This is a genomic window from Frankia sp. CeTa3Moorea, assembly GCF_978021225.1.
Genome location: NZ_CDXDOR010000219.1, coordinates 1 through 5,812 on the forward strand (window position 1 = coordinate 1; position 5,812 = coordinate 5,812).

The window sequence follows — 5,812 nt, forward strand, 5'->3', positions numbered from 1 at the left end:
GGGATCCTCGACGGCTGGCGCGGCTGCCTGACCCGGGACGACTACGCCGGCTGGCAGCAGTCGCCCAGCTCGCCGGCGTCCAGCTCTGCTGTGCCCATCTCATCCGTTCCCTGCGGGCGGTCCTGACGTTCCAGCGCATGGACCACTCGGATGCCTCGGACGGAGGGCACCGGCGGCATCAGGCCGCCACGGTGACGGACAACTCCCGGGGAACCCCGAATTCCTCGATCAGGCCGACGAGCGCCTCGCGCAGGTCGTCCAGCGCGTCCTGCTCGGTGGCACCCTCGCCATGGGCGCCCACTCCTGGACGTAGCTGCGCGTGTGCGCACCAGACGCCGTTCTCGTCGCACTCGACAATGATCGGGACGGTGACCGTGGTGGTGCGCGACGCCGCCATGCGTCTACGGTATCCTGAATGAAGCGATCCCGATCTCGTAGACAGTCGACGAGAGCGCGCTGGATGATCGGCCCGAAGCTAGACAGCCACCAGCATGACCAGAATAGCGACCGGTCCTTATAATGACCCTCATGGAGACCATACCGATCACCGAGGCGAAGGCCCGGATTGCCGAGCTGGCCGAGCGGGTAGCCAGAGAACATGATCACTTCACGATCACGCGCAACGGGCGCGCGGATGTGATGCTGATCTCCGTTGCCGAGTACGAGTCGATGCGCGAGACCCTCGACCTCCTGTCAGACGGCGAGGCTCTCGCGGATTTGCGGCAGTCGCGGGACGACTTCGCCGCGGGTGACACCTTCGCCTTGGGCGAGGTCGTGGCCGAACTGGAGCAGCGGCGGGCCGGGGACGGGTGATGGCCGCCAGCGGCGCACCCTACGAGGTCGCGCTGTCGCGCAGGGCACGGAGAAACCTCCACGAGGACCTGCCCCTGGAGGTCGCGGCCGCCGCACTGGAGACGATCCAACGAGCGGTCGCCATGAACCCTTACCGGGTCGGGAAGCCGTTGGACGAGCCCTTCGACGGCTTCTACTCGGCGCGCCGCGGAACCTACCGCATCATCTACCGGATCGACGCGGCCAAACACCTGGTAGAGATCCACTCCATCCGGCATCGGCGAGACGTCTATCACCTTTAAGTAAGGGCAGAAGGCCGAGTGTCCGGCGTGCCTTGACGACGATGAAATGGCGCCGGTCAACCGTTGCGACCTCGTCGATACCGAGGCGCTCCGCACACGCAATGACCGAGGCGTCGACCGTGCCGAGCCGCCGGTGGCCACCACGAGGCTCACGCCCACCGCACCCACGCCGGCCAGAGCTACCATCTCCCCGGGGTCGCAACTACCGGAAACGAGGTCGGGCGCACCGCGACTGGTGTGACCATGCAGCACACCGTATTGCGCCGCCTTTACCAGCAAAAGGATCCCGTAACACACGCAACCGTGAGATGAATGTGTCGCTCTGCCGGCAACCGCGTCGAGCTCAGGCAAGGATGACATGATCGAGAAGCCACGGCCGGGCGATCGCGGCGCCCCGGAGAGACGGCCGCTTGCTGACAAAAACGGTGTGAACCTCGATACCTGTAGTTAGAGCAATGAGCATTTTCAAAGTCGGTTTTTCTAGATCTCTTCCGGCTTCAGGACGAAGACGGCTTGGGTGAATGCGCCGACCCGGCGTGGGCAGCCGCGGAAGCGGCTGAAGACGCGCCAGTTCTTCAGGACCGCGAAGCCACGCCCACCGGGGCGCGGGTAGCCGCGCGGGCGCGGTTGCTTTCCTTGATGTCGTCGGGCAGCTCGCTGTTCGCGGGCTTCTTGCGGGGAACGAGGAGCAGGTCGCTCTCGCCGCCGGCGTAGCCCTTGTCCGCGTAGAGGTAGATCGTCTCCGCGTGGTTGATCACACGGAGGGCGTCGTGGGCCCGGGCTGCGGTGAGGTCGTGGGTCGAGCCGAGCAGCCCGTCGGAGATCCAGATCATCCGGCCCTACGGGTCCATCAGGCCCTGGAAGTTGCTCCAGGTCCAGGCGAACGTCCAGACGGCCGCGAGCAGGCTGCGCCCGCGCCTGGCGAGCAGCTCGACGGCCTCCCGGACATAGGTGTGGGCCGTGCCGACGCTGACCTGGAAGCCGGCGGCCAGGTGTTCGTGGGTGTCGCCGTTGCGCAGGTGCGCGAGCACGCGCAGCGCCTGGTCGCGAGGGGACAGCTTGCGCCAGGTCCGAGGCCGGTCGCGGTCGTCGGCCAACGGACGGTTTTCGTATAAAGCGAGGGAATGCTTCTGCCCCAAGAGGCGGAAACAGAAGCATCTTGAACGAACCGACCGTTCCGGGTCCACCCTGGCGTGGATGTCGTCGAGAGGAAACGGCATGACCTATGTATCCACAAATGTCGCCGCGCGCGGGCCGCGGACCAGGCCGCTGACCACCGGCGATCGAGCGTTCTTCCATTTCACTCTGCAGAATCCCGGAGAGTTCCTGGAGGGGGCGTGGTGCTCTGTGTCGACGACCCGGCCCTGACCCTCGCGGCGCGGCGCGGCACACCTGGGCGGTGACCGAGCTGGAGCGGCTGCGTCGGATCGCCCGACGCGAGGGCGTCACGGTCAACGACGTCTACCTCGCGGCGGTCGCCGGCGCCCTGCGCACCTGGTCCCTGCCGGAATGGACACCCACGACGGCCGACGGGTCCGGGCCGCGCACGCCGTCTCTTCCCCCGCCTCTCTCGTCAGCGTGCCATCCACACGTCGATGCCGATCAACGTGTGCACCCCGGACGAACAGGAGATCCTTTCCAACTTCACCCTGGGCATACGGGTGCCGCTGCCCTGCACCGAGGCCGATCCCCGGCGGCGGCTCGCCCAGATCGCCGAGCAGACCCGACGCGTCAAGGCACAGGGCAGGTTCGGCGTGGTCGAACGGAAGCTTCTGGACGGAATGCCGCACACCACATCGCCCCGTGTGTTCGCGCAGATCGTCGCCGTCGCGGCCCGCCCGACGGGCGCCGCTCTGGTCACGAGCAACCTGGGGACGATGGTGGGCCCGTACACGGTGGCCGGCCGCCGGGTCACCACGCTGATCGGCATGGCGCCGCTGTTCGTGAGTCGCCAGCACCTGTCGGCCGCCCTGTTCGGCCTGGACGAGCAGGTCTGCGCGGCGTTCACGGCCAGCGCGAGCGTCCCCCGCCACACCGCCTGGCCGGCAACTGGCTCGCCGGGCTCGCCGCCTTCGACGGCCGCACCCAGGGCGGCCCGACGCCCGCTCCCGCGAGTTCCCGGGGTCTCCCGGTCGTCCCGGTTCTCCCAAGTCCCCGGACTCCGCCACCTGACCCGACTCCCCCGAGCGGGTCCGCCGGACCTGCCGCTCGAACGTCGCCCGCAACGGCATCAAGGGAACATTGACCACCAGCTACCCGGCGGCGGGCGTCCGCCGGGGCGACCCACGACGATGACGATTACCGCCGACTCGGCGTTGCCGTGGACGTGGCGTGCGTCACGCGGTCATGTCACGTGTTCCACAGACAGTCGTAGCTGGTGCGTGGGGAGCGTGGTCGCGCTCAGCGTGGCAGTGGCCCGGAGTACGCCGCGCGTGCTCGTTGCACGGATGGAAGGTGTTGCTCGGACCACTGGGTGAGGGCGGCGAAGACGGGGGCGAGGCTCTCGCCGAGTTCGCTGATCTCGTACTCCACCCGGGGCGGGATTTCCGGGTGGTAGGTACGGACCACGAGCCCGTCGCGTTCCATCTGCCGCAGCCGCTGGGTCAGCACCTTGGGTGTGACGCCCAGCGTTCGCTCGAGTTCGACGAAGCGCTGGGTGCCGTGTTCGTGCAGCGTCCAGAGAATCGGGGTGGTCCAGCGGCTGAACACCAACTCGACGACCGGTGCGATCGGGCAGGGGCGGACGCCGGCCGTCATCTCGGCAGTGGCTGTCATACGGCGGTGTCTTTCATACGGCGGTGGCTGTCATACAGGCTCCGATGCTAGTCACTTTCCATGGGGAACCTACTACCCGCATGACCGTAGCGTGTCCCGGGTCAGTCCGAAGCCCAGACCCGGAGGTACCCCTGTGATCGTCGTGACCGGCGCGACCGGCAACATCGGCCGCCCCCTCGTCAAGAACCTGATTGCCGCCGGCCGGCCAGTGACCGCTGTGGCCCGAGGCGCCTCGGCGCCCCTTCCGGCCGGGGCTGGGCTCACTGCCGTCCGCGCCGACCTCACTGCCCCCGCCAGCCTGGTCCCTGCTCTCGAGGGAGCCGACGCGCTGTTCCTGCTCGTCCACGGTTCCGGCGATGGCCTCGACGCGGCGGCGATCCTGGGTGCCGCCAAGGCCGCCGGTGTCCGCCGGCTGGTGCTCCTGTCGTCGGTGGCCGCCGGCACCCGTCCGGGACTGGCGGCCTACGACGGGTTCCGGGCGCTCGAGGACGCCGTAACCGGGTCGGGCCTGGCGTGGACCATCCTGCGACCGGGCGGCTTCCACTCCAACGCGCTCGCCTGGGCGCCCTCGGTAGCGGCGCAGCGGACGGTGTTCGCACCGTTCGGCGACGTCGCACTTCCCTCCGTCGACCCGGCCGACCTGGCCGACGTCGCGGCGGCGACCCTGCTGGACCCGCGCCACGCCGGCCGGATCTACGTCCTGGCCGGGCCTTCGACCTCGCCACGTGACCGGGCTGCGGCCCTCGCCGCGGCCCTCGGTGAGCCGGTGGCCTTCGTCGAGATCTCCCACGCGCAGGCTCGTGAGGAGATGGCCAGATGGATGCCGGCCTCCATCGCCGACGACACCCTGACCATCCTGGGAAGCCCGACGGCCGAGGAGCGCACCGTCGGGCCCGACCTCGCCACCGTGCTCGGCCGACCCGGCCGGACGTTCGCGGTCTGGGCTCGGGACAACCTCGGCGCCTTCCGCTGACCCCACCGCCACCCCGGCCCGCCCGGTACGGCGAGCGCCGAAGCCGCAGTCGGGCGTCGGCTCTCCATCGGATTGGCGGCGATCGTGGCGCCGAGTTCCCAGCAGGCCTCGCGGGCGGCGGCGGACGGGGCTTTGCTCGTCACCGGTTCGGCGGAGGGGACGGCGCGGCGGTGGGCGGTGGGCTGACCGCCTCGGCTGGTTCACGGGTTGGTGTGGGGCCACAACCCTTCTGCATCAGTCCCGAGTGAGTCCATCGATGAGATGTCCGAGGGCAGTCGTCATCTCGGCGTGGGCGGTCTCGGGGTCGTCGGCGCGGGCGATGTAGAGGGCGGCCTCGTCGCTGGCACCCATGAGAATGTGGGCGAGCCTCTGGACCACCCCGACCGGGTCGCCACCATCCTCGCCGCCGTCTGAACGACGGGATCAGCCGGCGCCATAGGGGGCGCGCGGTACCGGGGTGGACCGTATGCCGCGGCCGCCGCATCGGAGACGATTCAGCGAGCGACCTCACCGGTGGCCAACGGCGTCTGTCCCGTCCAGATTCACCCGGGCATCAGGCTGGCCGCGGCCGTTGCCCCGAGCTCCTGGCAAGCATCGCGATCGACAGCGGACAGGTCGCCAAGGATGACGAGCGGGCCGCGCAGACGCTTCCACCTCAGGCCGGTGGTGATCGTCTCGACGCCCCGGATCGCGCCGGTGGTGTCGCTGTGCCGTGGACGTAGAGGGCATACGGACGGCCGACGGTCGCCTCGAGGCACGGATAGTAGATCTGGTCGAAGAAGTGCGCTGAACTCTGGTCACGACGTTCTCACTCCTGGCGACGTTCCGGTCAGAGTGGTCCGCTGCCAGGCCGAATGTCACGCGACATCGTCACCGCGCCATGGTCCGTCGACATCCCGTCCGGTGACGCCGTGTTCCGCCCCGGAACGGCCCGCCGATTCTGGCCGGCCTGATCCTCCCGCCCCGGCTG

At 69.2% G+C, this 5,812-nt stretch carries 10 protein-coding genes and 1 pseudogene; 5 read left to right on the top strand and 6 right to left on the bottom strand.

Annotated elements, in window-relative coordinates; all coding sequences use genetic code 11:
* Window positions 1-178: 178 nt before the first annotated feature.
* Entirely contained in the window at window positions 179-397 is a 219-nt protein-coding gene (locus AC08OV_RS22905) for a type II toxin-antitoxin system HicB family antitoxin (RefSeq protein WP_476615708.1), read from the bottom strand.
* A 131-nt stretch (window positions 398-528) separates the two neighbouring features.
* On the opposite strand from AC08OV_RS22905, the gene AC08OV_RS22910 reads away from it, so the two are divergent.
* Window positions 529-813, top strand: a complete 285-nt coding sequence (locus tag AC08OV_RS22910; RefSeq protein WP_476594115.1) for a type II toxin-antitoxin system Phd/YefM family antitoxin — start codon at window positions 529-531, stop codon at window positions 811-813.
* On the top strand, window positions 813-1,094 hold the full coding sequence (locus AC08OV_RS22915; protein ID WP_476615707.1) for a type II toxin-antitoxin system RelE family toxin: 282 nt from the start codon (window positions 813-815) through the stop codon (window positions 1,092-1,094). The genes AC08OV_RS22910 and AC08OV_RS22915 overlap by 1 nt, the downstream gene beginning before the upstream one ends.
* A gap of 575 nt (window positions 1,095-1,669) precedes the next feature.
* On the opposite strand, the gene AC08OV_RS22920 is transcribed toward AC08OV_RS22915, so the two are convergent.
* Together AC08OV_RS22920 and AC08OV_RS22925 are read right to left on the bottom strand one after the other, a co-directional pair.
* Complete coding sequence (locus tag AC08OV_RS22920; RefSeq protein WP_476615706.1) at window positions 1,670-1,927, bottom strand: transposase family protein; 258 nt, start codon at window positions 1,925-1,927, stop codon at window positions 1,670-1,672.
* Between the two features lie 6 nt (window positions 1,928-1,933).
* The gene (locus AC08OV_RS22925) at window positions 1,934-2,191 is read right to left on the bottom strand and encodes a helix-turn-helix domain-containing protein (protein ID WP_476615705.1); all 258 of its coding nucleotides are present in this window, start codon (window positions 2,189-2,191) and stop codon (window positions 1,934-1,936) included.
* A gap of 121 nt (window positions 2,192-2,312) precedes the next feature.
* Between AC08OV_RS22925 and AC08OV_RS22930 the strand changes: the two genes are divergently transcribed.
* Window positions 2,313-2,462 (top strand): hypothetical protein, encoded by a 150-nt coding sequence (locus AC08OV_RS22930; protein WP_476615704.1) that lies wholly within the window; start codon window positions 2,313-2,315, stop codon window positions 2,460-2,462.
* A gap of 227 nt (window positions 2,463-2,689) precedes the next feature.
* A complete protein-coding gene (locus AC08OV_RS22935; protein WP_476615703.1) occupies window positions 2,690-3,571 on the top strand; it encodes a WS/DGAT domain-containing protein in 882 nt (293 codons plus the stop codon).
* Here the strand turns inward: AC08OV_RS22935 and AC08OV_RS22940 are convergent.
* Window positions 3,495-3,869 carry a winged helix-turn-helix transcriptional regulator gene (locus AC08OV_RS22940; RefSeq protein WP_476615702.1) on the bottom strand — a complete coding sequence of 125 codons (375 nt, stop codon included), beginning with the start codon at window positions 3,867-3,869 and terminating at the stop codon, window positions 3,495-3,497. The genes AC08OV_RS22935 and AC08OV_RS22940 overlap by 77 nt on opposite strands.
* Before the next feature lie 133 nt (window positions 3,870-4,002).
* Here AC08OV_RS22940 and AC08OV_RS22945 point away from each other — a divergent pair, with 133 nt between their 5' ends.
* The gene (locus tag AC08OV_RS22945; RefSeq protein WP_476615701.1) at window positions 4,003-4,842 is read left to right on the top strand and encodes an SDR family oxidoreductase; all 840 of its coding nucleotides are present in this window, start codon (window positions 4,003-4,005) and stop codon (window positions 4,840-4,842) included.
* Window positions 4,843-5,076: 234 nt separating this feature from the next.
* Here AC08OV_RS22945 and AC08OV_RS22950 read toward each other — a convergent pair whose 3' ends face one another.
* Both AC08OV_RS22950 and AC08OV_RS22955 read right to left on the bottom strand, forming a co-directional pair.
* Window positions 5,077-5,193: a hypothetical protein gene (locus AC08OV_RS22950; protein WP_476620294.1), complete on the bottom strand. Its 117-nt coding sequence runs from the start codon at window positions 5,191-5,193 to the stop codon at window positions 5,077-5,079.
* A gap of 191 nt (window positions 5,194-5,384) precedes the next feature.
* Window positions 5,385-5,626, bottom strand: a pseudogene (locus AC08OV_RS22955) (flavodoxin); the annotation flags it as partial.
* Window positions 5,627-5,812: the final 186 nt, after the last annotated feature.

Bases quoted from the DNA above. Each gene is read 5' to 3' on its own strand.
- AC08OV_RS22905 (WP_476615708.1), bottom strand. From the start codon at position 397: ATGGCGGCGTCGCGCACCACCACGGTCACCGTCCCGATCATTGTCGAG.
- AC08OV_RS22910 (WP_476594115.1), top strand. From the start codon at position 529: ATGGAGACCATACCGATCACCGAGGCGAAGGCCCGGATTGCCGAGCTG.
- AC08OV_RS22915 (WP_476615707.1), top strand. From the start codon at position 813: ATGGCCGCCAGCGGCGCACCCTACGAGGTCGCGCTGTCGCGCAGGGCA.
- AC08OV_RS22920 (WP_476615706.1), bottom strand. From the start codon at position 1,927: ATGATCTGGATCTCCGACGGGCTGCTCGGCTCGACCCACGACCTCACC.
- AC08OV_RS22930 (WP_476615704.1), top strand. From the start codon at position 2,313: ATGACCTATGTATCCACAAATGTCGCCGCGCGCGGGCCGCGGACCAGG.
- AC08OV_RS22935 (WP_476615703.1), top strand. From the start codon at position 2,690: ATGCCGATCAACGTGTGCACCCCGGACGAACAGGAGATCCTTTCCAAC.
- AC08OV_RS22940 (WP_476615702.1), bottom strand. From the start codon at position 3,869: ATGACAGCCACTGCCGAGATGACGGCCGGCGTCCGCCCCTGCCCGATC.
- AC08OV_RS22950 (WP_476620294.1), bottom strand. From the start codon at position 5,193: ATGGGTGCCAGCGACGAGGCCGCCCTCTACATCGCCCGCGCCGACGAC.